Below are 25,170 nucleotides of genomic sequence, written 5' to 3'. Positions count from 1 at the left end.
GAGAATCCGGACTACTGACGCGGTTTCGCGAGGGGGAAGGCCAGCGTCTCGCGGATGCTGCCACCCGTGATCAGCATGACGATTCGGTCGACGCCCATCCCGAGACCACCCGTCGGCGGCATCGCGTGTTCGAGGGCTTGAAGGAAGTCCTCGTCCAATTCCATTGCTTCTGGATCACCGCCGGCCGCAAGCATCGACTGCTCGGTGAGCCGGTTGCGCTGATCCACGGGGTCGGTCAACTCGCTGTACGCGGTTCCCAGTTCGACACCCCATGCGACGAGGTCCCACTTCTCGGCAACGCCGGGGATGCTGCGATGCGGCCGGGTGAGCGGAGACATCGAGGTGGGGAAGTTGGTGTAGAACGTCGGGAACTCCGTGTAGTCCTCGACCAGGTGCTCGTACATCTCCTGCGCGATGGCGCCGGTATCCCAGCTGGACTGGTACGGGATCTCGTTGGCGTCGCACAGCTTCTGCAGGTCTTCGAGACTCGTCTCGGGGGAGACGTCGACACCAAGCTTTTCGGCGACGGCGCCGTGCATCGTCTTCACCGGCCACTCGCCGGAGATGTCGACCTCGACCAATTCGCCGTCCGGGCCGGGTCGCATGATGATTTCGCGCCCGAACGCTGCGACGGCCGCCGCCTGGATGAGCTCGCGGCACATCCGCATCATGCCCTCGTAGTCGCTGTGCGCCTCGTAGGCCTCGAGGATCGTGAACTCGGGATTGTGTTTGAAGTCGACGCCCTCGTTACGGAACACACGGCCGATCTCGAACACCTTCTCCATACCCGCGACGCACAAGCGCTTCAGGTACAGCTCGGGTGCGATCCGGAGATAGAGGTCGAGGTTGTACGCGTTGATGTGCGTCAGGAACGGAGCGGCGTTCGCGCCGCCGTGCACCTGCTGCAGGATCGGGGTCTCGACTTCGAGGTATCCGCGACCACCGAGTGAATCGCGCAGCGACTTCACGACGGCGCTTCGGGCCTCGAGCAGTTCGCGGGCCTTCGGGTTGAGGGCGATGTCGAGGTACCGCTGGCGGACTCGGGTCTCGGGATCCGAGAGGCCCTTCCACTTGTCCGGCAGCGGGTGCAGGCACTTGCCGTTCATGCGCCACTCGACGGCGATGAGCGACAGCTCGCCCTTGCGGCTACGCCCGATGGTTCCGCTCACTTCGATCAGGTCACCGAGATCGAACTCGGCGGCGAACTCCGCCAGCTTCTCCCGGCCGACGTTGTCCTGGTCGACCAGAACCTGGATGTCGCCGGACCAGTCGCGCACGTCCGTGAACACGACTCCGCCGTAGTCGCGAACCCTCAGCAGGCGTCCCGCGATGCGTACGCGGGTGCCCTCCGGCGACTTCGCTGCGGCGGCGATCGTATGCGTCGGCGGGTAGGCGACGGGGTAGGCGGCGATCCCTTCGTCGGCGAGTTGCGCGAGCTTGTTCATGCGCACCCGAACCTGCTCGGGTCGACGCGGACCGTTGGTCGTGAACGACGGCGCCGAGTCCGGCGGGCTGCCGTCGGCGTGCAGTCCTTCGGAAGTCACCAGAGCTGCCGGCACCGCCGCATGTGTTCCGGTGTGCTTGACGACCTGGCTCGACTTGCGTCCGAAACTGGGCAGAACCACAAAGCCTTCGGCGATGGCCGACGCGAATCCGACGCGCGGCAGCTCACGGTTGTCCTCGAAGCAGAGAAAACGCGGCTCCCAATCCGGCTGGTACTTCACGTTCGAGCGGTACAGCGCTTCGAGCTGCCACCAGCGGGAGAAGAAGACGAGCACCGAGCGCCAGATGCGGAGGATCGGGCCGGCGCCGATGCGCGAACCTTCCTCGAACACCGAGCGGAAGACGGCGAAGTTGAGCGAGACCCGCACGACGCCGATCTCGTCCGAACGTGTGGCCAACTCCGAGACCATCAATTCGACGACACCGTTGGGCGCCGTCGGCTTGCGACGCATCAGGTCGAGCGAAACGCCGTTCGGTCCCCACGGCACGAGCGAAAGCATGCCGACGACGCTTTCGTCCTCCGTGCCTTCGCCCATGACGGCTTCGACGAGGAGGCAGTCGCCATCGAGGTGATCGCCCAGTCGGCCGAGTGCCATGGAGAAGCCGCGCTCGGTGTCGGTGTCACGCCAGTCGTCCGCGCGGATGATGACGGCCGCCATGTCCTCCGGCGGGATGTCGCGATGGCGTCGCATCCGCACGGTGACGCCGTGGCGCCTGACGCGGGTGACGGCCTGGCGCACCGGGCGCATGTCGCGTCCGTTGAGGTTGAACTCGCGGGTGCGCAGGATCGCTTCGTCGCCGAGTTGCAGGACGCTCAAGCCTGCCTTCTTGTACGCCGTCGCCCCGGTTTCGCTGGCGCCCATAACGGCTGTCGCCCAGCCGTACTGCGAGGCCAGGTCCTGCCACGCTTCGATGGCGTGCGGCCACGCTTCGGGATCGCCGATGGGATCACCACTGGCGAGGCAGACGCCGATCTCGACGCGGTACGTGATCGCGGCCTTGCCGCTCGGCGCGAAGATGACGGCCTTGTCGCGGCGGGTGGCGAAGTAGGCGAGGGAGTCGTCGGCGCCGAAGTTCTGGATCAACCCGCGGATCGCGGATTCGTCGTTGCCGGTGAGGGCGTTGTTGGAGCGTTGCGCGCGGAAGAGCGTCATAACTGCGGCGAGTAGTGCGATGGCGCCGAGGAGACCGAGGACCGTGTTGACGAAGACGCGTGGATGGCCGTCGAACACCTCGTTGTCGACCGAAGCCGCCGCAGTGACGCGGTTCAGGGCCCAGAGGAATCGTTGGTTCTGCGGCAGGTCGCCCGGGAAGAGTTCGACAAGGCCCCAACCGATCACGGTCGCGACAGCCATGCCGCCGATCAGTACGCCGAGCGCTTTCCAACCGGCGCCGCGTCGTACGCGTGTGTAGAACTCGGGCCTCGCGGCGATGAGGATTCCGATCACGACAAGCAAAACGACAGCGGCGACTGCGTTGTTCGGGTTCTTGTCGACGATCGTGGAGGCGATGTTGGTAAGGGTGATCAGCGCGAGGTAGATCGTCAGCAGCCACCAGGCGATGCGCTTGCGACTCGCGAGGGCCGCGGCGAGCAGGGCGACGACGAGCGCCCACGACAGGCTCGTATCCGGTGCATCGAAGTAATAGCTGTCGATGTATTCGCGTGGGACGCGGAGGATGTGCCGCAGAACCGGCGAGATGCTCCACAGGAACACCAGTACGGAGAAGACTCCGAGGATCAATCCCGAGATATGGGGAACCTGGCTGAAACGCCCTTTGCGGAATCGCCGCGCCTGGCGCGGATTTTCGGGTGGCGATTCCACCAGCTCTGCAGTGGTGTCCGATACCTCGGTCAATGGTGCCATCGAGCTTCCTCTCCTACCGGTCGATCAGATCCTCACGCTAAGTGTGGTCTGTCGTGTCCAGTTTTGTGGGAGGAGGAAGATGATTGACATGACCGACAACATTCCAGCAGTACCCATCCGCGACGAAATGATTCGGCTCGGTCAGTTTCTCAAGCTCGCGAACCTCATCGAATCGGGCGCGGAGGCCAAGGAAGTGATCGCCGACGGCATGGTTTCGGTCAACGGTGAGGTCGAAGATCGTCGGGGCCGCCAGCTTCGTGACGGCGATGTCGTCGAGATCGGCGGGATGGCCGCCAAAGTGGAAGCCCCCGCCTGATCCCGCGACTTCTGACTAGCTTTCGCGAACGACGACGCCGTCCTGGTCGCTGTAGACGATCTCGCCGGGGTTGAAGGTGACGCCGCCGATTTCGATCGGCACGTTCTTCTCGCCCGAACCGGTTTGTGTGCTCTTGCGCGGGTTGGTGCCCAAAGCCTTGACGCCGATGTCGAGGGTGCGCAGGATCGCGGAGTCGCGGACGGCTCCGTTGACGATGACGCCGGCCCAGCCGTTGTCGACGCCGCGGCCGGCGATGATGTCGCCGACCAGCGCGGTGTGGATGCTCGCGTCACCGTCGACGACGAGGACTCCACCGTTGCCCGGTTCGCTGAGGGTCTGCTTCACGAGCAGGTTGTCCTGGAAGCACTTGATGGTGGTGATGGGGCCGGCAAAAACCTCACGTCCACCGAACTGGGTGAACTGCGTGTCGCAGCTACGGATGTCGGGTCCGATCTCGTCGGCAAGGTCAGCGGTCGCTACAGGCTCGGTCATGCCCCACAGGATAGTCGGCGGGGCTCGGGCCTAGTTGTCGTCGGGGAGTATGCCGTTCAGCACTATGTCGGCAAGAGAATCGGCAAACGGTCCCGGGTCCGAGACGTCGCGAACCGACATCGCAAAGATGGCCGCGCCCGCCATGATGTCGAGAAGAGCGTCGGCGTCGACGCCGCTTCGGATGTCGCCGCGCTCCCTCGCCGCTTCCAGTCGACGGTTCAGCTCGACGCGGACTCCGGCCAGTTGCCGCACCACGAGAACGTCGCGTAATTCCGCGTTTGTGCGCACTTCGCTCATCAGTCCGGGCGCCGCGGCTCGGGTGGCGGGAGCGGCGAACAGTGCCACCGCGCCCTGCACAAGCGCGCGAATCTGATCCGCGATCGTGCCCTCGGCGCCGAGTTCGGTGTCGATGTCCGCGCCCTGTTCGACGTCGAGTACCGGATAGATCGCGTCGTTGACGATGTGTGCCTTCGACGGCCACCGACGGTAGATGGCCGGACGCCCCACTCCGGCACGCGTGGCGATGGCGTCGATGGACGTGCCGGCGTACCCCTTTTCTTCCAACAGTTGCCTGGTCGCGTCCAGTACTGCGTCGTCGATTGCAGGGTTTCGCTGCGGGCCCAGGCGGTGCTGAGTTTCGGAATCTTTGGACATTTTGGGCAAATCCCTTGCGGTATCGCTGTGATGGCCGTTACATTCTGTCACGGCTTTAGTCGATACATATTGTATCGACTATCGGCACGTGCGCATCGGCGCCACCGAACCACGAGGAGTGGTGATGAACCTTCGAACGGAAACAGAAACCTCAGGCGGAGATCCCGACTACGCCGAATTCGCCAGGCCCGGCGAATCCCGCAACGACCCGGCCGAGATGCGGCGCAGCCTCGAAGGCTGGCTCGCGAGCGTGCTGTGGCGAGGCTCGAAACCTTCCGTGACCTCGGTCGAGGTGCCCGCCGCGAACGGCATGTCCAACGAGACCGTGCTGTTCGATGCAACGTGGATCGAGGACGGGATTCGAGCCGAGCATCGCCTGGTCGCCCGTATCGCTCCGCGAGACAGTGCGGTGCCGATCTTCCCGTCGTACAACCTGGACCAGCAGTTTCGGGTCATGAGCGCCGTCGCAGCTCATACGTCGGTGCCGATCCCGCGCGTGTACTGGTCCGAGAGCAACCCGGACGCGCTCGGCGGCGAGTTCTTCGTGATGGAACGGCGCGACGGCGAAATCCCGCCAGACGTCATGCCGTACACGTTCGGATCCTGGCTCTCGGAGGCTTCAGCGGACGACTGTTCTCGGCTCCAGCAGTCCTCGGTCCGAGTGCTGGCGGAGTTGCACACTATGGCCGATCCACACCTGGCTCTCCCCGAGTTGTGCCGCGATGGTACCGAACCGACTGGGGCAGAAGCACTTCGCGCGCACCTCGAGGACCAGCGACGCTATTACGAGTGGGCAACAGCCGACGGACCAGGATCTCCGTTGATCGAGCGCGGCTTCGACTGGATCGAAGCGAACTTTCCCGTCGATGCCGGTTCCGCAGTGCTCTGCTGGGGTGACTCGCGGATCGGAAATGTCATCTACCGCGACTTCGAACCAGCGGCGGTCCTTGACTGGGAGATGGCCACACTGGGGCCGCGTGAGCTGGACCTCGGCTGGATGATCTTCCAGCACAGGTTCTTCGAGGATCTCGCTGCCATGGCCGGACTCCCCGGAATGCCGGATTTCCTTCGTCGTGAGGACGTGGCAGAGGCCTACCGCTCGCTTTCGGGCCACGAGGTTGCAGATCTCGATTTCTACATCGTGTACGCCGCGCTGCGGCATGCGGTGATCATGTTCCGAGTCCAAAGTCGCGCAGTGGCTTTCGGTCAGGCCGAACTCCCCGACAACCCGGACGAGATGATCCTGCACCACAAGACACTCGAAGCCATGCTCGACGGCACCTATTGGGAATCGCTCGCTACAGCCACGCTCACAACAGCGTCGGCCGCAACAGGAGATGCACGATGACACTGTCCCCGCTCGACGACTACCCGGTACATCAGATCGCCGAGACTATCCGCCACGTGGGCACCTCGGATCGAAACTTCTACGACCGCTACTACTTCAACTGCCATGCCGGCGTCGACGGCGACAGCGAGCCGCTGTTTCTCATCATCGGTCTCGGTCAGTACCCCAATCTTGGTGTGTGCGACGGCTTTGCGGTTCTTCGGCGCGGCGACGACCATATCGTCTTCCGGGCATCCCGCGCCTTGGGTGACGATCGTATGGACCTGTCAGTAGGCCCGTTGAGGATCGAGATCATCGAGGGTCTGCGCCGTCTGCGGGTGGTGTTGGACCCGAGTCCCGAAGCGCCGGACCTGAGCTTCGACCTCACCTTCGAGTCCGACGGCCCCGCCAATCTCGAGGCCAGACATTTCCATCGCCAGCTCGAACGAGTCACCTTCGACACGCAACGATTCGTGCAGACCGGAACATGGTCCGGATCCCTGACCGTCGACGGCGACGTCATCCCGGTTACCCCGGAGACGTGGCGGGGTAATCGCGATCGATCCTGGGGTGTTCGACCGGTCGGCGAGGCGGAACCTCCTGGACGCAAGGCGGATCCGTCGATCGCCGGTAGTCAGAACTTCTTCTGGATCTACTCGATCATGCAATTCGGGGACTTCACCGTCGTCACGGTCGTTCAAGAGGATCAGCAGGGACGCCGAATTCTGGAAGACGCGACACGCGTCTGGGCGGATCGTTCGCGCGAGCCGGAGTGGTTGGGTCGACCGGACCACCAGCTCACCTTCATTTCCGGCACCCGCGAGGTGAAGAGCGGAACTCTGTACTTCCGGCGTCCCGGTGCACCAGGAGAATCCGACCACATCCTGGAGATAACCTGCGAACCGATTCTGCCCAACTACATCGGTGTCGGTACGGGCTACGGACTCGAGCAGGATTGGCGCCACGGGATGTGGCAGGGAGAACTGGTGGTTCAGGGCCTGCGAGAGAAGGTTTCGGACATCGAACCGTGGAAGAAGATGCTGTGCCCGGTCGACAACTTGGCCCGGTTCACCCTTGTAGAAGACGGCGTAACTCGCACCGGGACAGGACTGTTCGAGGTAGCAGTCATCGGACCCCATCAGCGATACGGGTTCACCGGAATCGGTGACGTCGCACCGTAACTCCAGCTCACCAAACCACAAATCCCAAACCACAGAGAGAGGTACTGCCACATGTCCACACGCTCACGAATATTGTTCGCTCGCACTGCGAAGGCCGCCGCACTTGTTGTCACCGGAGGCCTGTTGTTTGCCGCTCCCGCCACGGCCATCCCGCTCGACTTGGGCTCTCTCAACACGGGATCGGTCGATCTCGGCTCGCTCGATCCTGTGCTCGCGCCGACACCGAACTTGGCCTCCGTGGCCAACTTTCGCGACGTCGCCGGCAATGACGGTAGGGGATACGCCACCGTCGACGGCTCGCACCTCAAGCGCGGCGTCATCTACCGGTCCAATGCGCTGACCGCGACCAGCGATGCAGACAAGGCGACGCTCACCGGCCTCGGACTTGCCGACGCCTATGACCTCCGCGGTTCAACCGAGATCTCCAACCCGTTCATCGGTGGCGCGGACAAGCTCCCGGACGGTGTGACGTACACGAACATCCCCATCGAGTTCAAGGATCTCACTCAGCTCGCCACAACGATCAAGTCGCCGGAAGAGGCCAAGCAGTTCTTGGTCGACACCAACCGTAGTTTTGTCACCGATCCCGTGCGCCGTGCCGGCTTCAAGCAGGTTCTCTCGGACATCGCTGCTGGTGACGGGGTGCAGTTGTTCCATTGCACTTCAGGTAAGGACCGCACGGGTTGGACCGCGATGTTGCTGCAGACCATCGCTGGTGTCCCCGCCCAGACGATCATGGACGACTATCTGTTGAGCAACACCTACCTTCAGGCGACCAACGAGAAGATCCTTGCGCAGATCTCTCAGGCTCTGAGCCCGCAGGTAGCGACCAATCTCGAGCCGGCCCTCGGTGTCGATGCGTCGTACCTGGAAGCTGGACTCGCGCAGATAGCCAGCGATTACGGAACCGTCGACGGTTATCTCACCGAAGGTCTCGGACTCACTGCGGACACGATCGCGCTTCTGAAGGCCAAGCTGGTCGGCTAGTTTCACGCTGTTAGAACCGTTGAACGAACGAGTACCAGTCGCCGTCGAACTCCTGGTATCCGATCTCGCCGTCGCGGCGGGGCTTGCCGAGATATGGTGCGCCGTCGGGTAAGTACGCCAGTCCGATCGAATCGATCAGACCGCCCTCGATGTGGAAGCGGCACCCGTTGCCGACGGGCCAGACCTGCAGGACCCGGTAGACGCCAATTGTTCGGTTGTCCAACGACTTCTGGCAATCCGCGGCCACTGCTTCGAGCGAATCTTTCGACAATGCAAACGCAACACGCGAAGGGACGGACAAGGTCACGAGCGCGCCGGTGACGAGGACTATCACCGGCGCGATCGTGCTCAACCGGAGCGTTTTGTACTTCATCCAGCCAATCAGGCTGAGTATCAACCACACTCCACCCAAACCGAGCAACACTGAGGCGGCGAGCGCAAAGAATGGAAAGTACACAACCGGCGGCATGAAGGACCACACGATGACGCCGCATGTGAGAGCGACAAGCACTGCGGCGACAATCGCTGTCACCTTCCACCAGGATGCCGGGCCTCCGCGCTCAGTTGTCGGATCACCGTCAGTCATCGGACAACCCTTGCACAAGGCAGTAATTGTGGGGTGGCAACGAATGGAATTGTTGCCACTGGTTTACGTCGAGGCCGTCGTGCGTTGATCCGAGAGTTGGTCACTTTCAGCGCCGGCTATCTCTCTGATGCCGGAGGGTATGGTCGGATTGTGAATCAGGATCTGATCATTCGCCGCTACATACCCTCGGATGAGGATGTGGTCGTCGACCTGTGGTCGCGCGCTGCCCGCGAAGCCCATCCATTCCTTGCAGGCGAGGGGACCGGTGAGCGGGAGCAGAAGATGCGAGAGGTCTATCTGATTCAGGCCGACAATTGGGTGGCTGAGCACAACTCCGAAGTTGTTGGCCTGTTGGGAATGATCGGCTCCGAGATCGGGGGACTGTTCGTCGCGCCGGCGTCGCAAAGGTTGGGTGTCGGTCGGGCGTTGGTCGAACACGCCACAACCATGCACGGCGAGGTGACACTCGAGGTTTACACCCTCAACGATCGCGCCCGCAGGTTCTATGCGCTGATGGACTTCGAAGAAGAGGGGCGCCGACACGATGCCGAGACAAACCACGAATTGATCACCCTGCGTCGTACTGGTCGCGACTCGTCCCTCATTCAGGCCTGAGAAAGGCGATTCAGCCCAGCGCAGGGTGCCAGGAGTTCCACCACTCCACGATGGGAACCAGCCAGGGAGTCCAGATCTTCCAACTGTCACCGAGTCCGTACGGCGGTATCGGAATCATGACCATCGCCTCCTGAACGTCCCGCAGACAAACTCGTCCGTGAATCTGATGTATCCCAACGCACCTACGCTTGGGCCTGCTGGTCTGCCTGCAGGTGCTTGACCGGGCATCCCGTGGGGAAGGTGCCGAGGTCTTCGACCTTGTAACCGTTCGGGTAGCTGCGGATGTTGGGCAGCTCGCGGGCGAATTTCCGCTTCGTGCGCACCGGGAAGAAGCGCAGCAGACGCGCACGGACCTTCAGCGCACCGCGCGAGACGACGCGCATCGCGGTGCTCGGGTGCTTGTAGTGGAAGGCGTCGAGTAGGTGGTCGTCCATGAGGGCGAACGCGAATCCCTTGACCAGAGCCTTCGGCGCCAGGTTGTTGGGCGGGAAGGTGCACATCAGGTCGAGGGTGGAATCAGCGACGGCCCGCGCTCCGGAGTCGAATGAAAAGTGTTCGCGCTCATAGTCGTCGAGAAGTTTGACGAACCCCTCGTAGGTGTCAGGAGTGTCCTTGATGTTCATGTACCGACCCAGGTGGCGGTAATAGTTCGTCGACCCGACGATCTCGTTGTCGGTCATCTTCCGCCAGCCGTACTCGTCGAGCCATCTGACCGGCGTGACGACAAAGGTGGCCAGAACGTAGAGCATGTCGTCGTTGGAGATGTCGTACGAGCCGTGCATCTGATTCATTCGACGGACGCTCTTGCGGCCTTCGGTGCTGCTGAGGCCGTGCTCGAGGATGGCGTCGAGGATCAGGCTGGTGTCGTCGTAGCGCTTTTGAACCTTGTCGGTGAACTCGCCCGTCGAGAAGAGGAGCTTGCCGATGGAAGGGACCGCGTACGTGCGAAAAAGGGCGAAACTGAGCGCCTGATTGATGTCCCAGGGAAACTCTTGCGCCGCGAGAATACGCGACATCTCTTCGTAATCGGTTTCGGGATCGAGTCGATCCGTGCGACTGCGGAGGTCGTAGCGCTTCATCTGAACACTCCCTGGGACTGGTCTGCGCGCTGCAGAGGTAGGTGTGAGCTGCACCACCGACTGTAGTTCTGACAACACGCGTTGTCTAGGGGTGTGAATAGTCGACTTTCCATCGTTTCGGGCGTTGTACCAGGGGTATCCGGAAAGTGTTGTCGACCCGAGGAGCAGCTATGAGCGTCACACGCACGGCCGGGGTTTTTGCGGCCATCGGATTACCGATTGCCGCGAGCGTCATGTTCGCCGGAGTCGCCTCGGCTGATCCGCCCCACCCTTTCGGCGGCGCAGCCGTCACCATCGGGTGCCCGAATCAGGGGTCACTGGCCTCCTTGACCGGGCTCACCGGCCAGTCCGGACCAGAGTCCAATCCGCCCATCGCCAAGGGTGATATTCGCTTCGATTCGTTCCCGGCAGCCGCGCCCATTCCGGCGGCGGGTCAGGTGACCGTTGCGTGGGTCAACACCGACACGGGTAAGTCCGGAATCGTCGACCTGGTAGGGGCGTACCCGTATCTCTCTGCGACGGTGAATACCGGCGTCGGCAATGTCGTTGCGACGGCGTTCGGTTCGATCAATTGGGGCAGTAGTCCCATCTGCCAGTCGAATCCGACGATCGGCAGGTTCATAGCCTGATCTTCGGCCCCTGATCGTCACAGCCTGAACGGGCACAGGGTTGGCGGTATCGCGTGATTATCTGTCATCTCGGAGATACCGCCGTGTCCGTCCCATCCCATATTCTGAAACGTGTTAGTTGAAAGCATATTTCAGGGATGGAAAAGGTGGCGACGTGAACGGGTCGAGCGCGCGTCAGTTGATGAGCCAGATGCTCGTCGAGAAACGAAACAGTCTTGCGCCCGAAATGGTCGGCATGCGCTGCGAGGGTGCTCGCCGCATGCACGGCCTCAGTCGGCGTGATGTCGCGCAGATAGCCGACATCAGTTTCAATCACTATCAGCGGCTGGAACAGGGTACGTCCGTTGGTGTTTCGGCTCCGGTCATCGTACGTATCTGCGACGCCTTGTTGATGGAAGACGACGAGAAGGCGCGCATGCTGGCGTTGCACCAGGCATGGGCGCGCCCTCGTCGACCGCTGGCTGGATCCCGAGTTGCCGGACCTCAGGCCGCCGGTGAAATCTCCGGTAGGCAGCGGGCCAGTTCGGCCGGCGTGTAGAAGAAACTCCCGGCGCTCACCGGAGCGCACGGGGCAGCAAATGCTGTCTCGCGCTCGTTGTAGAGCATTCGGACCAGCCGATCACCGTCCGGTCCGGCGTAGACGTCCCACTGCACGTTGGCGGCCATCGGGCTGACATTCGCTCCGCGCCAGGGGTTGTTCGCATAGGTGTAGAGATCACCCTCGGCCTGCGAGACGGTGCTCCCCGGCAGTTTCAGGAGCGCAGCGAAGGGGATGATCGTTTCTGCGTGTGCAAACCGGAAGTCTGCTCCCGGTACGGCGGCGTCGCCGGTGTGTTCCTGCAAGCCGCGCAGGAACTCGTCGCGCAGGACGGTTGCCATCCGGTAGGTGACGTCTTCACCGGTGAAGCCAGGGCCCTTGGCGTAGAAGTCCTCGGCGTCGTTCGTGTACGCGAGCCACTGAGCGTCGTCGGAGTCGATGAACCGCTCGAAATTCCACTTGCCTTCTTCGGCCATGCCCGGAGTGATGATGTACGTGTTGTACAGCATGTACGCGGCGTCGACCTCGTTGTCGATCGTGCTGGAACCCTTGCCACGGTCGACGAGTGAGAACTCGCCCGCACTCAGCCGGTTCACGAAGTCCTCCGAGTAGAGCCTGAGCATCATGTGCCGCGAGACCTCGCGGGTGCGGGGAAGATCGGCGATCTGGTCGTCGACGGCTTTCAGTCGAGGATCGGACTCTTCGTAGTCCTTGTAGTCGGCGTTTGCATTCGAGTCGTGGAAGTAGAGAAGGTCGGCATCCGTGGTCACCGGCGCAACATCGCCGGCGACGGCCGGAAACGCACCGGTCAGGCCCTGAGCGAAGTTCTCGGCGCTGTCCACGGCACGGTCGACGCCCGACGAAGTCAAAGTGATGGTGCCCTGTTGCGCTGCGATGGCGTCGAACAATTGAGGGAGGCGCTCGGTGACGCGCGCTCCGAGCTGCCGATGTTCGGTGACCCCGAGTCCGCTGAGGTTGCCGTACCCGAGCTTCTTGTTGGCTGCCATGAGATCACGAAGCGCCGGGCCGAATTCCTTGCCGACTGGTGTCAATGCGTTCTCGGCTTCGGCGATTTCCCACAGCTGCAGGCTCAGGTCGTCGTACTTCAGGCTCGACAGTGCCCGAGAGCCATGGCGCGCAACACTTTCCGTGTACACCGGGATGTATCCGGTCGGCGGCACCTGATAGTCGGCGATGCGCTGGCCGGGAGTGTAGGGCGTCTTGGACGTGAAGCCGCCGTCGCTGACGGTCGGTGTCTCTGTCGAACCGGAACTCGAACCGGCGTCGAGCGAACCGAACGGTGACGCCGTGGCGATCGACTGGACGCTGCTGGTGACAAGCACGAGTCCGACAGCGCCGGCAGCGGCCAGCACGCCGAAGCGTGAGCTTCGCATGGTGAGTTGATCCTCTCCGTCGGTGCCGAGGTGACACGACGGAAGGAAAGTTAGAACAGCTAAGCGTCCGAATTGCTCCTATTTGCCCATGTGCAGATGGACGCGGGGTTACAAGTTTCGGATCCGCCGAGCTCAGGAGGGTTTGGCGGCAATCCCGATCGACACGGAGAGCGACAACGCGATGAGGGTCATGGCCAGCCACTGGTAGCTCTTGGGCGTGGGCTGCTTCTTACGTCCGAACTTGCTCACTGATGTCTCCCGTTTGTCCGTGGGTACTCAGCACATATTACTGTTCCATTACCCCGATTGCGTGGTCGACCTAAAACTGTGCGCGATCAGACAGCAGGCGGACCGTGAAGTCCGCCCGCTGCCCTGTGATCAGGAGGTCGTGCGCAGCTCCCGTCGCAAGATCTTGCCGGTGACGGTCTTGGGCAGTTCCTCCACCAGCACCACGGAGCGTGGGTACTTGTACGCCGCCATCCGCTGCTTGCAGTGATCGATCAGATCTTCCGGGGTGACGGACGCCCCCGCGACGAGGCTGACAAACGCCTTCACCGTCTCACCGCGGTATTCGTCGGCGATCCCGACGACTGCCGCCTCACGGACTGCGGGGTGCTCGGCAAGAACGTCCTCGACCTCGCGTGGCCACACCTTGTAACCGGACGCGATGATCATGTCCTTCTTACGGTCGACGACGTAGAACCAGCCGGCTTCGTCCATGAAACCGACGTCGCCGGTGTGGAACCACCCGTCGCGAATGGCCGACGCACTCTCCTCCGGCTTGTTCCAGTAACCGCGCACCACCTGTGGACCACGGACGACCAATTCACCGATCTCTCCGATCGGCAGGACCGCACCGCCCTCGTCTTCGATGCGGACCACGGTGTTGGGTACTGGAACGCCGACGGACAGTGCCCCGGACGTGGGGTCGACGGGCGTGTCCGCCCCGACGGGAACGGCGTGAGTGGGCGACGTGGTCTCGGTCAGCCCGTAGATGTTGTGCAGCGCAGCACCGGTCATGGCGCGGACTGCCTCGGCGGCTGTCGGCGAGATGGGTGCGCCGCCGGAATACAGCAACCGCATGGAGGTGAAGTCTTCGGGCGCGCAACCCGGAGTGTTGAGCAGTGCGGTGAACGCAGTGATGGCGCCGACTGTGAATGTCGGGCGGTGCTCACGAATCGCGTCGAGCATCACCTCGGGCTGGAAGCGGTAGGCAAGCACCAGCGGCATTCTCGCCAAGACGGACACCGCGATGTGACCGATCAACCCCGTGATGTGGAAGAGCGGTGCGACGCCGAGAACCGTGTCTTTCGGGGTGAGCCCCAGCCAGTCACGGTAGACCTGGGCGTTGAAGGTCATGTTCGCGTGAGAGGTCATCGCTCCCTTGGGCGGACCTGTGGTCCCCGACGTATAGGTCAGTACCGCAATGTCTTCCGGTGCAGCGTCGGTAGTGATCGGATCGCCGAGACGATGCTGGTCGATCAGCGTCGCGAGATCGTCGGTACCGAGATCCTTCTTCACGATTCCGTCGAAAACCCGTGGATCGTTGCGGCTTTGGTACTCGAGTTCCGAGGTGGTGATGACTCGCCTGACCGGCGAGTCGGAGACGACGTTGCGGCCGACGGACTCGTAGAGCCCCTCGAGAGCGATCAGAACCGCTGCTCCGGAATCTTCGAGTTGGTATCCCAGTTCTCGTTCACGGCTCATGGGATTGATCGAGACTGCGACGCCGCCGGCTTTCCAGATTCCGGCGAGGGCGAGCACGAATTGCGGAACGTTCTGCAGGAAGAGTGCGACACGGTCTCCCTTCGTCAGACCACCTGCTCGTAGTGCGCGGGCCAGGGCGTCACTCTGCTGATCCAGTTCGGCGAAACTGAGTTGACCGTCGAAGTACTTCACGGCCGTGGCGTCCGGATCAGAGCGGACCGCCGCTGCCAACAATTCGAGCATTGTGGGCTGTTCGACGTCGATGTCGGGGGGAACGTCGTTGCGGTACAACGCCAACCAAGGGCGATCTTCGTATGTCATTTGATGGCAACCGGATTCACGGGAGAGCCGCTGGCCTTGGCAACCTTGAGCGGTGCGGCGACGTACAAGAACGTGTACTGGCCGTCGGACGCGCAGTCCGCGGCCAGCTTCTCCAGATCGCAGATCTCGGTGAACACCACACCGAGGTTGCGCATCAATGCGTTGTGGAGAACCAGTGCCACACCGTTTTCGGGGTCGGTGGTGACCTCGTTGGCAATGGTGTCGGTGACGAGGTTCGGAATCTCCATGTCCTGGAACCACTGGACGAGTTCGGGGCTGTAGATCAAGCCGGGCTCGCAGAAGCCCTCGTAGAAGGCTTCGCCCTGGTCGAAGAACAGCTTGAGGAAGTTGGTGCGGATGACGAGAATGTCACGCTTCTCGATGGTGACGCCCTGCGCTTCGGCACAGGCCAAAAGATCATGGTGCGTGAAGGTTTCGGCCTTGTCGAGGTTTTCCTTGCCGCGGAACTTCGCCATGTCGAGAAGTACTGCGCGTCCGACGACGCCGCGGTCGGCAATCGGTTCGACGCTGGCCTTCTCCAGGCCGCCGACAGTGGTATCAGCCGAGTATCCGTTCCACAGGGCGCCGTCGTACCAGACGTGGCCGAGTGCGTCGTACTGCGTCGAGCCCTGCAGGAACGCGTCGATCTTGTCGTCCGCGTAATGCAGGCCGCCGGGGAAGTTGGGGGCGTCGTCGCCGTCCCAGCTGCTCTCGTCGAAGATCTGTGTGCGCTCGGCGGGGCTCCGTCCCGGCCAGACCGGATCACCCTTGGGATCGCCGATAAGACGTTGGAGTGTGAACACGGAACCCTGCTTGATGGTTCCGACGCCGCGAAGCACCTGTCCGGCGTCGAGGTAGTTCAGTGAACCGACCTCGTCGGACTCTCCCCACTTGCCCCAGTTACTGGGTGCGTCGCGCAGGAGTTCTCCAAGATATGGCGCCTCGGTCATGGTGATTCGATCCTCTCGCTACCGACACCGAACGATCGCTCGGGCGGACCTGGGTCTTTGTGATCCACATCATGTTCAGGCCGATAACTAGTAGTCAACACGTTCATAGATTTCCGTGGTCATCGCATTGTTGGAAATCCTATGTTCGGCAATACTGAACACTGTGACCGAATTTGAGAATGCTGTCCTGATCGGGGCGTCGATCCGGCAAGCGCGGCGTCACAGCGGGCTCTCGCTGCGTGAATTGGCCAGGCGTCTCGATGTCAGCCCGGCCACCCTCAGCGCTGTCGAGACCGGAAAGACCAGAGTCAGCGTCGACCGGTTGGCGGCAATCGGCGGGATTCTCGGAGTGCGTTTCGACGCTCTGCTCCCGGCTGCGATAGTGCGTCCGCCGGAACAGCCGCGATGGGGAGGCGACGACGCCGACCCGGACGCACATTTTCGCCCGAACGAGTGGCGAAGGTTCGGTCCGAGTTCGTTCGATCCGGTGTTGGCTGCCGCGCTCGCGGAGATGGTGAAGACCGGATATCACGGCGCTGCGATGCGTGAGATCGCCAAACGTGCGCAGATGAGTGTTCCGGGTCTGTATCACCACTATTCCAGTAAGCAACAGATGTTGGCCGAAATTCTCGACCTCACCATGGCTGAACTCAACACGAGATCGTTGGCGGCTATCGAAGAGGGCGAAAGTCCCGACGAAAGATTGGCTTTCCTTGTCGAATGTGTGACCTTGTTCCATATCTATCGGCGTGATCAAGGATTTCTCGGCGCCAGTGAAATGCGCAGTCTCACAGCCGAGAACAGGTTGCGCATCACGGAATCACGCAACTACCAGCAATGGTTGATGACGAAGCAAGTGGACGACGGAATCGCCGCCGGTGTGTTCGAGACGGATCGGCCGCGACAGGCCGCGCGTGCGATTGTCGTGATGTGTGTCTCTGTCGCGCAATGGTATCGGCCGAGTGGGCCGCAAACGCCCGAGGAAATTGCACGTGACTACGTTCGTTTTGCGCTCGATCTGGTGCGCCTTCAGCGACCGTGACGGACGTCATCCGGTTCGGGTGATGCGCCTGCGGGCAAACGGGTCCATGCTTGGAAGGTATCCGTACCGCGACTCGAGTAAGGAACGAAACCCAATGTCTTCCAATCTGTCTCACAAGGCCTACATGATCGGTGCCGGCATCGGAAACCTCTCGGCTGCCGTCTATCTGATTCGAGACGGTGAGTGGAACGGTGAGGACATCACCATCATGGGCCTGGACATGCACGGAGCGAACGACGGCGAATCCGCCGCTACGTTTCAGCACCAGTACGGCCATCGCGAACTCGGTAACGACGCGGGTTTCATCAACCGCGGCGGCCGCATGCTCAACGAGGAAACCTACGAGAACCTCTGGGACATATTGAGTGCGGTTCCGTCGCTGGACAACCCGGGAAAGTCGGTGACGGATGACATTCTCGACTTCGACCACGCGCACCCCACGCATGACGTCGCACGGTTGATCGACCGAGACGGTATTCGCAACAAGGGCGAGAACGATTACAAGCACATGCAATTCGACAACAAGGACCGGTACTTGTTGACGAAGCTGATGACGATGCCGGAGTCGGACGAGGCAAAACTCGACGACATCAGCATCGAGCAGTGGTTCGAGGACACTCCGCACTTCTTCACCACCAACTTCTGGTACATGTGGGAGACCACTTTCGCTTTCAAGCGGGTGAGTTCGGCGATGGAGCTTCGCCGGTACATGAACCGAATGATTCTCGAGTTCAGCCGTATTCAGACGCTTGCGGGTGTCACCAGGTCCCCGTACAACCAGTACGAGAGCATCATCTTGCCGATGCGGACCTTCCTCGAAGGTAGGGGCGTGAAGTTCGTCAACGAACTGAAGATCACGGAGTTCGTGTTCAAGGACACCCCGCTTCGAGACGAGATCATCGTGACGGGACTCGATTACGAGAACGTCCGCACCGGCGAGAAGGGCCGAATCGACGTGGCGGAGGGCGATTTCGTCTTCGACACCAACGGCAGCATCACCGACAGTTCGTCGATCGGCGATCTCGACACCCCGATCGTCGAAGACATGAGATACGCGCCGAGTGCGCTGCTGTGGAAGCAGGCCACCGAGCATTTCTACGATCTCGGGAATCCCGACAAGTTCTTCGGGGACCGGGCGCAGGGTGAGTGGACCAGCTTCACCGTCACCACTTCGTCACACGAGCTCATCAACGAGATTTCCCGAATCACCAAGCAGCTCCCCGGAAATGCACTCAACACGTTCGTGGACTCGAACGTGCTTCTGTCGATCGTGGTTCACCATCAGCCGCACTACCACGCGCAGAAGGAGAACGAAGGAGTCTTCTGGGGTTACTGTCTGTTCCCGCGCAAGGACGGCGACTACGTGAAGAAGCCGTTCATCGAGATGACCGGGCGCGAAATGCTGGAAGAGACTCTCGGGCATCTCGAGGCGCTCGACGAGAGCGGGACGCTGGCCGCGCGCCGACAAGAGATTATGGACAGCGTCGTGAATTCGATTCCCAGCCACATGCCTTACGCCAGTGCGCTGTTCAATCGGCGAGCCGTCGGCGACCGGCCGCTGGTGGTGCCGAAGCACTCCAAGAACCTGGCGTTCATCAGTCAGTTCGCGGAGCTGCCGTTCGACATGGTGTTCACCGAGCAGTACTCGGTGCGCTGCGCTCAGGTAGCCGTCTACAAGTTCCTGGGGATTCCGGAAGACAAGCTCACCAAGATGCATCACTACGAGAAGGATCCGAAGGTCCTCGCCAAGGCCGCAGTGACGATGTTCCGCTGAGGGGTGCTCAGCGACCGTGCCGCTTCTCGTAGTCCTCGCGAGTGCGATCGGCACGGCGCTGGGCCTTCTCGTCGAGCAATTCGGGATCGAGTCCGTGGCTCAGCAGGCGGTGACGGCGGTAGATGGTCCCGAGCGCCACGACGAAGTACGCGAGCGGGATGAGCAGCAAAGCCATCATGGCCAAGGGAATCCAGATCGGTCCCGGAATCAACAGGAACAGCAGAAGAATCAGCGTCGCCGGCACGGTGAAACGAATGATGTAGCGAGCCTGCGCACCCGGTCCGACCAGATCGTTCCGCACCCAGTCCTGGTACCGGTCGGGGAGCGTCTTCCCCAGGAGGTATCCGCAGTACTGGGGAAAGTTCGGGCGAGTCTGTTCGGCCATGGCCTCCAGGATAGTGCCTGGTACTGCCGCTTACGCCGGTGCCTTGAACGTGCGTCGGTAGGCGCTCGGTGAAACGCCGAGCGCCTCGTTCATGTGTTGACGCATTGATGTCGCGGTCCCGAAGCCGGTTCGAGCTGCAATTGCATCGATCGACAGATCGGATTCCTCCAGCAATTCACGTGCCCGATCGACGCGTCTGCTGGTCAACCAGCGGTTCGGTGTGGTTCCGACTTCGTCGCGGAATCGACGACTGAAGGTGCGGACGCTCATGTTGGCACGCGTCGCCAGGTCTGCCAGCGTGATCGGATCGCCGAGATGTTCGAGGGCCCAGTGCCGAGCGTCGGCAGTCGATTCCGAAGGCTTGTCGGCAAGTGGGCGGCGGATGTACTGCGCTTGGCCACCGTCGCGCCACGGCGGTACGACGCAACGCCTCGCGACGGTGTTCGCCACTTCCATGCCGTGGTCGCGCCTGACGATGTGTAGACAGAGATCGACGCCTGACGCCACGCCGGCCGAGGTCAGGATGTGGCCTTCGTCGACGAACAGCACGTCGGGATCCACGTTCACCTTGGGATAGACACGCTGGAAATGGTCGGTGTTGCGCCAATGCGTCGTAGCGCGGAGTCCGTCGAGCAAACCGGCCGCGGCGAGGATGTACGAACCGGTGCAGATCGAGACCAGCCGGGTCCCCGGGCGGATGTGTTCGAATGCTGCGGCCAATTCGGGGGAGAGATACCCCTCGTCGAAGGCCGGGCCCAATTCGTACGACGCGGGGATGACGACGGTGTCGGCGGTGGCGAGCAACTCGCTCCCATGGTCGACCGAGATGCTGAAGTCAGCGTCGGTCCGCACGGGATTGCCGTCGATTGTGCACGTCAGGATCTCGTACAGCGGCCGATCCTCGACGTCGATTGCACGCCCGAAGATACGCGCGGGGATCCCGAGTTCGAAGGGAATGACTCCGTTCAGAGCCAGTACGGCGACGCGATGCGGACCAGACATGGCTCGATTCTTTCATATATTGGCAATCTGGCCACTGTTCTCGATCGAATCCGAACTGCAGAATTCTCTCTGTGACTTCTGAGACCGCTCTCCCCGAATCGGGCCCGCAGCAGGTGAGCCCGCCGCGCTTTCACCGCGCGTGGTCCGTCGCGATCGTGGCATTTCTGGCGTTGGTCGGAGCGGCGAGCTTCCGCGCTGCCCCATCGGTGCTGATCGATCCGCTGCACGAGGATTTCGGGTGGTCGCGCGCCAGCATCTCGGCCGCCGTCTCGGTCAACCTGATCCTGTACGGGCTGACCTCGCCGTTCGCCGCTGCCCTGATGGAAAGGTTCGGTATCCGGGCGGTCGTCACTTCGGCGTTGGCGCTCATCTCGCTCGGCAGTGGTCTCACGATCTTCATGACCTCGAGTTGGCAGCTCATTCTGCTGTGGGGTGTGTTCGTCGGCCTCGGTACGGGTTCGATGGCGCTGGCGTTTGTCGCCACCGTCGTCGATCGCTGGTTCGTCGAAAAGCGTGGTCTCGTGACCGGCATCCTGACGGCCGGTGGTGCTGCCGGTCAGCTGGTGTTCCTGCCCGTCCTGGCGAAGCTCGCGGAAACGTACGACTGGAAGAGCGTCGCCTTCACAGTTTCGTTTGCCGCACTGGCCGTCGTGCCGTTCGTTCTGCTGTTCCTGCGTAACTATCCGTCAGACGTGGGAACGACGCCGTACGGCGCGCCCGCCGATTACGCCCCACCCGCCAAGCCTGTCTACCAGCGCGGCGGCGCCGGAGGCCGGGCGATCTCGGTGCTGGTGATGGCGTCGAAGACCAAGGTGTTCTGGCTTCTCGCCGGTACCTTCGCGATTTGCGGCGCGAGCACCAACGGACTGATCGGAACGCACTTCGTCCCGGCGTCGCACGATCACGGAATGCCGATCACGACGGCCGCGTCCCTGTTGGCGTTGATCGGAATCCTCGACATGGTCGGCACCATTGCTTCGGGTTGGTTCACCGACCGGATGGACTCGCGAAAACTTCTCGGCATCTACTACCTCTTCCGCGGAATCTCGCTGCTCTTCCTGCCGCTGCTGCTCGCCAACACCGTGAATCCGCCGATGATCGCGTTTGTCATCTTCTACGGGCTCGATTGGGTGGCGACGGTTCCGCCGACGGTCGCGCTGTGCCGTCAACACTTCGGCGCCGATGCCCCCATCGTGTTCGGTTGGGTGCTGGCATCGCACCAGATCGGTGCAGGTCTGGTGGCCTTCTTGGCCGGCCTCGTTCGTGATCAGATCGGCTCGTACGACGCTGCATTCTTGGTGGCCGGCGCGCTCTGCGCGATCGCTGCAGTCATGTCGTTGTTGATCGCAAAACGTCCGAAAGAGGCAGGATTGGTTGACTCTGTCTGATTCGGCACTGTGATCGGTACCACCGACGGGGTAAGTTGTGTGTAACTCCAAGAACTACTCACCAGTAGGGGTACTGAAATGCCTGCTCCGTCCGCTGCGACCTTCTCGCGGCTCGCCGATCTGATCGCCATCGACAATGTTGCCGATCGCCCGACGAAGTCCATCACCGAGGTGTTCACCGGCAAGGAGCTGGCGACCATCCCCGTTGGCACCGCCGACGACGCACTTGCGGCCATCGCCCGTGCGCGCGTCGCCCAGAAGGAATGGGCCAAGCGCTCCGTCCTCGACCGCGCTGCCGTCTTCCACCGCTACCGCGATCTCATCCTGGAGAACCGCGACGCCCTCATGGACATGGCTCAGGCCGAGACCGGAAAGTCGCGTACCGCAGCTCAGGAAGAAGTCCTCGACATCTCGATGACGTCGCGTCACTACGCACGTGTGGCTCCGAAGCTGCTGCGTCCGCGTCGCGTCTCCGGCATGCTTCCGGGTCTGACGAAGACCGTCGTCCGCTACCAGCCGAAGGGTGTCGTCGGCGTCATCTCGCCGTGGAACTACCCGATGACGCTGGCCGTGTCCGACGCCATCGCCGCGCTGCTCGCGGGCAATGCCGTTGTCCTCAAGCCGGACAGCCAGACGCCGTACTGCGCGCTCGCCTGCGTCGAACTGCTCTACAAGGCGGGACTGCCCCGCGACCTCTTCGCCGTGGTTCCCGGACCGGGCTCCGTCGTGGGCACCGCGTTGGTCGAGAACACCGACTACCTCATGTTCACCGGTTCCACCGCGACCGGTCAGCTCCTCGCCGAGCAGGCCGGCCGTCGACTGATCGGCTTCTCCGCCGAACTCGGTGGCAAGAACCCGATGATCGTCGCGGCCGGCGCAGACCTGCGCGAGGTCACCGACGCCGCTGTGCGTGCGTGCTTCTCCAACTCCGGTCAGCTGTGCATCTCCATCGAGCGCATCTACGTCGAAGAGTCCATCGCACCCGAGTTCATCCGTATGTTCGGTGACCGCGTCAAGAAGATGAACCTCGCCGCTGGTTACGAATTCGGAATCGAGATGGGCAGCCTCGTCTCCGAGGCCCAGGTCAAGGCAATCTCCGCGCATGTCGACGACGCAGTGGTCAAGGGCGCCACCGTCATTGCCGGCGGCAAGGCCCGCCCGGACATCGGACCGCTGTTCTACGAGCCCACCCTGCTCACCGGGGTTCCCGAAGACGCAGAGTGCTACCGCGACGAGACCTTCGGGCCGCTCGTCTCGATCTACCCCGTCAAGGACGTCGAAGAGGCCATCGCTGCGGCCAACGACACCGAGTACGGCCTCAACGCCAGTGTGTGGGCGGGAAGCAAGGCTGCCGGCGAAGCCATCGCAGCGCGCATCCACGCCGGCACCGTCAACGTCGACGAGGGTTACGCACCCACCTGGGGCAGCACCGCAGCACCGATGGGCGGCATGGGTGTCTCTGGCGTCGGTCGTCGTCACGGCGCCGAGGGGCTGATCAAGTACACCGAGCCGCAGACCGTTGCCACCACCCGCGTCATGAATCTCGGTGGACCGCGCGGACTTCCGGCCAAGGTGTGGGCAAAGCTCATGCCTCACGCAATCAAGATCATGTCCTGGGTTCCGGGCCGGTAACGGGTGGAAACCGCCAGCGCGTACATCGAGGCAACTCCCGTATCGGTGTGGAAGGTTGTCAGCGACATCGAAGGTATGGGTCGCTTCAGCCCTGAAAACACCGGCGGAACATGGACTTCCGGAACCCCGGGCACCGTGGGTGCAAAGTTCAAGGGCACCAACAAGCACGGCCTGATTCGGTGGAGCACGCACTGCACGGTGGTCGACGTGGTCGACTGCCGGAAGTTCTCCTTCGAATCGGACGAGCCGAAGGCTCGGTGGACGTACGTGCTCGAGCCTTCGGGAACGGGCACTGTGCTTACCGAGACTCGTGAAATCTATGCGACGCCTGCGCTTTACGTCCGCATGATGTCGGTTAGCGGCCTGCTCGGTCGGGGTCGAGATCAGCTGATGCAGACCGGAATGGAAACCACTCTGGCGCGCATCAAGGCGTTTCTGGAGAGCTAGAAACATACACAAGTGGGGCTGCACTCGAATCGAGTGCAGCCCCACTTGTGTTGCTGCGGATCAGTTTGCAGTGGTGACAAGCGCGGCGTCGACGAGCGCGGTGTAGACACGCTCCGGCTCTTCGGCGATGCGATTGAGTACGTACAGCCACCACTGTGTTCCGAAGATGACGTATTCGCGTGTGGTGAAGCCCGCGGCTCGGAGTGCGTCCAGTTGCTCGGTACCGAGACCGAGCAGCATCTCGAACTCGACGTGCTCGCCTCTGAGCTTCGAATCATGCTCGGCACGTAATGCTTCGAGGATGTCGCGGTCATGCGTCGCGATGGAAACCTGGTGACCCGATTCGACGATTCGGGCAGCGTAGTCGAGATACGCGCTTCGCAGTTCGGCACTACCGCGCGGGTAGGCGACGGATTCGGCTTCGAGGAAGGCGCCCTTCACGAGACGGATGCGGCCGGGTCGGTCCAGCAGAGCGGCGAGATCCTTTGCGGTCCGGTGCAGTCGGGCCTGAACGGTGATCCCCACGTGAGTGAAGCGCTCGGCCAGCCGCGCGTGCATGTCGAGGACCAGGTCGGTGCGATCGGACGCTTCGGCGGAGATGATCAGCTCGGCACCTGCGCGTTCCGTGGTCTCGGCCAGGCGCACGACATTGCGAAAGCACTGCTCCGGATCGATCACCAAGCCGATGTGCGAGAGGTCGAACGACACGGTGCTCTCGACACCCGACGTGCCGATTCGTTCCGCGAGTTCCACGAAAACATCGGTTTCGGCGTTCGCGAGCTCGGGATCCCGGACGCTTTCCCCGGTGTATTCGATGCTCGCCTTGTGTCCTCGCGCGAAGATCGAGGGGAGGCGGTCGAAAGCGTCGTCGATGGTTTCGCCGCCGATGTAGCGAGCGGCGACTTTCCGTGCGAGTGCTGCAGTCGCAGCGTCCGCCATGGTGCGTTCTTTCAGGGATTCGTCGAGTGCGAGGCGGCGTAGGACGTCCGCGGCCTGGGCTTGTAGATCCGTGTTCACGGCTTCAGCGTATCCGGACGAGAGTGCGGGAATTATTCTCCGGACCCTTGCGTTCGATCTATTGTCGATATATCGTCGATACGTCAAACAAACACAGACAGTCCAGGAGGACAACATGTACGCCCCACACAACAACCCAGAAATGCAAGAACGTCGCGAGCATGGCCGCCGAGGCCCGCATCGCGGACACGGTTTCCGTCGAGGATTCGATGGAGAGCGCCCCGAGGGTCGCTTCGAAGACCGAGCAGAAGGACGCCCCGAAGGCCGACGCGGTCGGCCCGACCAGCGCGGATTTGGTCGACCCGACCAGCGCGGACACGGCCGCCCTCACTTAGGTGA

At 62.3% G+C, this 25,170-nt stretch carries 24 protein-coding genes; 13 read left to right on the top strand and 11 right to left on the bottom strand.

The window, feature by feature from the left end:
* Nucleotides 1-11 precede the first annotated feature (11 nt).
* Entirely contained in the window at nt 12-3,368 is a 3,357-nt protein-coding gene (gene lysX / locus H351_RS02675; RefSeq protein ID WP_019746266.1) for a bifunctional lysylphosphatidylglycerol synthetase/lysine--tRNA ligase LysX, read from the bottom strand.
* Nucleotides 3,369-3,456: 88 nt separating this feature from the next.
* On the opposite strand from lysX, the gene H351_RS02670 reads away from it, so the two are divergent.
* Nucleotides 3,457-3,684 carry an RNA-binding S4 domain-containing protein gene (locus H351_RS02670; protein ID WP_003943569.1) on the top strand — a complete coding sequence of 76 codons (228 nt, stop codon included), beginning with the start codon at nt 3,457-3,459 and terminating at the stop codon, nt 3,682-3,684.
* Between the two features lie 15 nt (nt 3,685-3,699).
* Here H351_RS02670 and rraA read toward each other — a convergent pair whose 3' ends face one another.
* Both rraA and H351_RS02660 read right to left on the bottom strand, forming a co-directional pair.
* Nucleotides 3,700-4,176, bottom strand: a complete 477-nt coding sequence (gene rraA / locus H351_RS02665; RefSeq protein ID WP_003943552.1) for a ribonuclease E activity regulator RraA — start codon at nt 4,174-4,176, stop codon at nt 3,700-3,702.
* Nucleotides 4,177-4,206: 30 nt separating this feature from the next.
* Nucleotides 4,207-4,830, bottom strand: a complete 624-nt coding sequence (locus tag H351_RS02660) for a TetR/AcrR family transcriptional regulator (RefSeq protein ID WP_029254121.1) — start codon at nt 4,828-4,830, stop codon at nt 4,207-4,209.
* Between the two features lie 124 nt (nt 4,831-4,954).
* Here H351_RS02660 and H351_RS02655 point away from each other — a divergent pair, with 124 nt between their 5' ends.
* The 3 genes from H351_RS02655 to H351_RS02645 are packed head-to-tail and all read left to right on the top strand — an operon-like array spanning nt 4,955 to nt 8,325.
* Entirely contained in the window at nt 4,955-6,178 is a 1,224-nt protein-coding gene (locus tag H351_RS02655) for a phosphotransferase family protein (RefSeq protein ID WP_037120046.1), read from the top strand.
* Nucleotides 6,175-7,338, top strand: coding sequence for an Rv3169 family protein (locus H351_RS02650; RefSeq protein WP_029254123.1), 1,164 nt, complete (start codon nt 6,175-6,177; stop codon nt 7,336-7,338). Before H351_RS02655 ends, H351_RS02650 begins: the two co-directional genes overlap by 4 nt.
* A 51-nt stretch (nt 7,339-7,389) precedes the next feature.
* Nucleotides 7,390-8,325, top strand: coding sequence for a tyrosine-protein phosphatase (locus tag H351_RS02645; RefSeq protein ID WP_029254124.1), 936 nt, complete (start codon nt 7,390-7,392; stop codon nt 8,323-8,325).
* A gap of 10 nt (nt 8,326-8,335) precedes the next feature.
* On the opposite strand, the gene H351_RS02640 is transcribed toward H351_RS02645, so the two are convergent.
* Nucleotides 8,336-8,911, bottom strand: a complete 576-nt coding sequence (locus H351_RS02640; RefSeq protein ID WP_029254125.1) for a hypothetical protein — start codon at nt 8,909-8,911, stop codon at nt 8,336-8,338.
* Nucleotides 8,912-9,061: 150 nt separating this feature from the next.
* Here H351_RS02640 and H351_RS02635 point away from each other — a divergent pair, with 150 nt between their 5' ends.
* Nucleotides 9,062-9,526, top strand: coding sequence for a GNAT family N-acetyltransferase (locus H351_RS02635; RefSeq protein ID WP_029254126.1), 465 nt, complete (start codon nt 9,062-9,064; stop codon nt 9,524-9,526).
* 182 nt (nt 9,527-9,708) lie between these two features.
* Here H351_RS02635 and H351_RS02630 read toward each other — a convergent pair whose 3' ends face one another.
* On the bottom strand, nt 9,709-10,605 hold the full coding sequence (locus H351_RS02630; protein WP_021342356.1) for an oxygenase MpaB family protein: 897 nt from the start codon (nt 10,603-10,605) through the stop codon (nt 9,709-9,711).
* A 170-nt stretch (nt 10,606-10,775) separates the two neighbouring features.
* On the opposite strand from H351_RS02630, the gene H351_RS02625 reads away from it, so the two are divergent.
* Nucleotides 10,776-11,234: a hypothetical protein gene (locus H351_RS02625; RefSeq protein WP_019746277.1), complete on the top strand. Its 459-nt coding sequence runs from the start codon at nt 10,776-10,778 to the stop codon at nt 11,232-11,234.
* 154 nt (nt 11,235-11,388) lie between these two features.
* Nucleotides 11,389-11,772 carry a helix-turn-helix domain-containing protein gene (locus H351_RS02620; protein WP_029254127.1) on the top strand — a complete coding sequence of 128 codons (384 nt, stop codon included), beginning with the start codon at nt 11,389-11,391 and terminating at the stop codon, nt 11,770-11,772.
* On the opposite strand, the gene H351_RS02615 is transcribed toward H351_RS02620, so the two are convergent.
* From H351_RS02615 to H351_RS02605, 3 genes are all read right to left on the bottom strand, one after another.
* The gene (locus H351_RS02615; protein WP_029254128.1) at nt 11,718-13,166 is read right to left on the bottom strand and encodes a histidine-type phosphatase; all 1,449 of its coding nucleotides are present in this window, start codon (nt 13,164-13,166) and stop codon (nt 11,718-11,720) included. The genes H351_RS02620 and H351_RS02615 overlap by 55 nt on opposite strands.
* A 378-nt stretch (nt 13,167-13,544) precedes the next feature.
* Nucleotides 13,545-15,194, bottom strand: coding sequence for a class I adenylate-forming enzyme family protein (locus H351_RS02610; protein WP_029254129.1), 1,650 nt, complete (start codon nt 15,192-15,194; stop codon nt 13,545-13,547).
* Complete coding sequence (locus tag H351_RS02605; RefSeq protein ID WP_003943547.1) at nt 15,191-16,144, bottom strand: cyclase family protein; 954 nt, start codon at nt 16,142-16,144, stop codon at nt 15,191-15,193. Before H351_RS02605 ends, H351_RS02610 begins: the two co-directional genes overlap by 4 nt.
* Before the next feature lie 115 nt (nt 16,145-16,259).
* On the opposite strand from H351_RS02605, the gene H351_RS02600 reads away from it, so the two are divergent.
* Both H351_RS02600 and H351_RS02595 read left to right on the top strand, forming a co-directional pair.
* The gene (locus H351_RS02600; RefSeq protein WP_029254130.1) at nt 16,260-17,186 is read left to right on the top strand and encodes a TetR-type transcription factor C-terminal domain-containing protein; all 927 of its coding nucleotides are present in this window, start codon (nt 16,260-16,262) and stop codon (nt 17,184-17,186) included.
* A gap of 22 nt (nt 17,187-17,208) precedes the next feature.
* Entirely contained in the window at nt 17,209-18,960 is a 1,752-nt protein-coding gene (locus H351_RS02595) for an oleate hydratase (RefSeq protein WP_338051103.1), read from the top strand.
* Nucleotides 18,961-18,967: 7 nt separating this feature from the next.
* On the opposite strand, the gene H351_RS02590 is transcribed toward H351_RS02595, so the two are convergent.
* A complete protein-coding gene (locus H351_RS02590) occupies nt 18,968-19,345 on the bottom strand; it encodes a DUF5313 family protein (RefSeq protein WP_003943558.1) in 378 nt (125 codons plus the stop codon).
* 30 nt (nt 19,346-19,375) lie between these two features.
* Nucleotides 19,376-20,347, bottom strand: coding sequence for a GlxA family transcriptional regulator (locus tag H351_RS02585; RefSeq protein ID WP_029254132.1), 972 nt, complete (start codon nt 20,345-20,347; stop codon nt 19,376-19,378).
* 71 nt (nt 20,348-20,418) lie between these two features.
* Between H351_RS02585 and H351_RS02580 the strand changes: the two genes are divergently transcribed.
* The 3 genes from H351_RS02580 to H351_RS02570 all read left to right on the top strand — a co-directional run bounded on the left by H351_RS02580 (nt 20,419) and on the right by H351_RS02570 (nt 23,814).
* Nucleotides 20,419-21,735: an MFS transporter gene (locus H351_RS02580; RefSeq protein WP_029254133.1), complete on the top strand. Its 1,317-nt coding sequence runs from the start codon at nt 20,419-20,421 to the stop codon at nt 21,733-21,735.
* Nucleotides 21,736-21,813: 78 nt separating this feature from the next.
* Entirely contained in the window at nt 21,814-23,367 is a 1,554-nt protein-coding gene (locus H351_RS02575; protein ID WP_003943578.1) for a succinic semialdehyde dehydrogenase, read from the top strand.
* 3 nt (nt 23,368-23,370) lie between these two features.
* Complete coding sequence (locus H351_RS02570; RefSeq protein WP_029254134.1) at nt 23,371-23,814, top strand: SRPBCC family protein; 444 nt, start codon at nt 23,371-23,373, stop codon at nt 23,812-23,814.
* Nucleotides 23,815-23,874: 60 nt separating this feature from the next.
* Here H351_RS02570 and H351_RS02565 read toward each other — a convergent pair whose 3' ends face one another.
* On the bottom strand, nt 23,875-24,831 hold the full coding sequence (locus H351_RS02565; RefSeq protein ID WP_029254135.1) for a proline dehydrogenase family protein: 957 nt from the start codon (nt 24,829-24,831) through the stop codon (nt 23,875-23,877).
* 161 nt (nt 24,832-24,992) lie between these two features.
* On the opposite strand from H351_RS02565, the gene H351_RS02560 reads away from it, so the two are divergent.
* Nucleotides 24,993-25,166 carry a hypothetical protein gene (locus H351_RS02560; protein ID WP_244891424.1) on the top strand — a complete coding sequence of 58 codons (174 nt, stop codon included), beginning with the start codon at nt 24,993-24,995 and terminating at the stop codon, nt 25,164-25,166.
* Nucleotides 25,167-25,170 lie beyond the last annotated feature (4 nt).

Source organism: Rhodococcus erythropolis R138, from assembly GCF_000696675.2.
GTDB classification, from domain to species: Bacteria; Actinomycetota; Actinomycetes; order Mycobacteriales; family Mycobacteriaceae; genus Rhodococcus_F; species Rhodococcus_F erythropolis.
This window is presented reverse-complemented; position numbering and strand designations above follow the sequence as displayed.

Coding starts and splice junctions, on each gene's coding strand:
- lysX (WP_019746266.1), bottom strand. CDS start 3,368: ATGGCACCATTGACCGAGGTATCGGACACCACTGCAGAGCTGGTGGAA.
- H351_RS02670 (WP_003943569.1), top strand. CDS start 3,457: ATGACCGACAACATTCCAGCAGTACCCATCCGCGACGAAATGATTCGG.
- rraA (WP_003943552.1), bottom strand. CDS start 4,176: ATGACCGAGCCTGTAGCGACCGCTGACCTTGCCGACGAGATCGGACCC.
- H351_RS02660 (WP_029254121.1), bottom strand. CDS start 4,830: ATGTCCAAAGATTCCGAAACTCAGCACCGCCTGGGCCCGCAGCGAAAC.
- H351_RS02655 (WP_037120046.1), top strand. CDS start 4,955: ATGAACCTTCGAACGGAAACAGAAACCTCAGGCGGAGATCCCGACTAC.
- H351_RS02650 (WP_029254123.1), top strand. CDS start 6,175: ATGACACTGTCCCCGCTCGACGACTACCCGGTACATCAGATCGCCGAG.
- H351_RS02645 (WP_029254124.1), top strand. CDS start 7,390: ATGTCCACACGCTCACGAATATTGTTCGCTCGCACTGCGAAGGCCGCC.
- H351_RS02640 (WP_029254125.1), bottom strand. CDS start 8,911: ATGACTGACGGTGATCCGACAACTGAGCGCGGAGGCCCGGCATCCTGG.
- H351_RS02630 (WP_021342356.1), bottom strand. CDS start 10,605: ATGAAGCGCTACGACCTCCGCAGTCGCACGGATCGACTCGATCCCGAA.
- H351_RS02625 (WP_019746277.1), top strand. CDS start 10,776: ATGAGCGTCACACGCACGGCCGGGGTTTTTGCGGCCATCGGATTACCG.
- H351_RS02615 (WP_029254128.1), bottom strand. CDS start 13,166: ATGCGAAGCTCACGCTTCGGCGTGCTGGCCGCTGCCGGCGCTGTCGGA.
- H351_RS02610 (WP_029254129.1), bottom strand. CDS start 15,194: ATGACATACGAAGATCGCCCTTGGTTGGCGTTGTACCGCAACGACGTT.
- H351_RS02605 (WP_003943547.1), bottom strand. CDS start 16,144: ATGACCGAGGCGCCATATCTTGGAGAACTCCTGCGCGACGCACCCAGT.
- H351_RS02595 (WP_338051103.1), top strand. CDS start 17,209: ATGCGCCTGCGGGCAAACGGGTCCATGCTTGGAAGGTATCCGTACCGC.
- H351_RS02590 (WP_003943558.1), bottom strand. CDS start 19,345: ATGGCCGAACAGACTCGCCCGAACTTTCCCCAGTACTGCGGATACCTC.
- H351_RS02585 (WP_029254132.1), bottom strand. CDS start 20,347: ATGTCTGGTCCGCATCGCGTCGCCGTACTGGCTCTGAACGGAGTCATT.
- H351_RS02575 (WP_003943578.1), top strand. CDS start 21,814: ATGCCTGCTCCGTCCGCTGCGACCTTCTCGCGGCTCGCCGATCTGATC.
- H351_RS02560 (WP_244891424.1), top strand. CDS start 24,993: ATGGCCGCCGAGGCCCGCATCGCGGACACGGTTTCCGTCGAGGATTCG.